The organism is Escherichia sp. KCJ4928, from assembly GCF_004352695.1.
In the GTDB taxonomy this organism is placed as follows: domain Bacteria; phylum Pseudomonadota; class Gammaproteobacteria; order Enterobacterales; family Enterobacteriaceae; genus ECMA0423.
Genome location: NZ_SJWV01000665.1, coordinates 1 through 346 on the forward strand (window position 1 = coordinate 1; position 346 = coordinate 346).

At 60.4% G+C, this 346-nt stretch carries 1 protein-coding gene; it reads right to left on the bottom strand.

Going from position 1 to position 346, the window contains the following annotated elements; translation table 11 throughout:
- Positions 1-346 (bottom strand): conjugal transfer protein TraW (gene traW / locus E0D98_RS26155; RefSeq protein ID WP_165941086.1); only part of this gene is annotated, 346 nt, incomplete at both ends.

Consider the following 346-nt stretch of genomic DNA (forward strand, 5'->3'; position numbering starts at 1 on the left):
CAGTCAGCGCTCCACGGGTGGCCTCATTAGGGGTACTGTCAGCTATCAGTGACAGTTGCGGATGAGAAGCGGCATCGATGATGCCGTTGTATTCATTCTGCAGGCCCACATACGTGCGCCCGGTCTGAGTTCCCACTTCACCTTTCCCCGGGGCACGACCCGCTGACGGTCTGGCGGTGTTTTTCATGTAAGCCGTGGCAGCATCAATCTGTTTCTGATCCCAGGTGAGGGCGGCAGGGGTATCTGCTGTGCCTGCACCCTGATAGAGCGATCGCACCTGGCTGTCTCCGCCCGGCAGCTCGCCCACGGCAGGGCAGACATCGGTTCCGCCAAAGCGGGCATATTC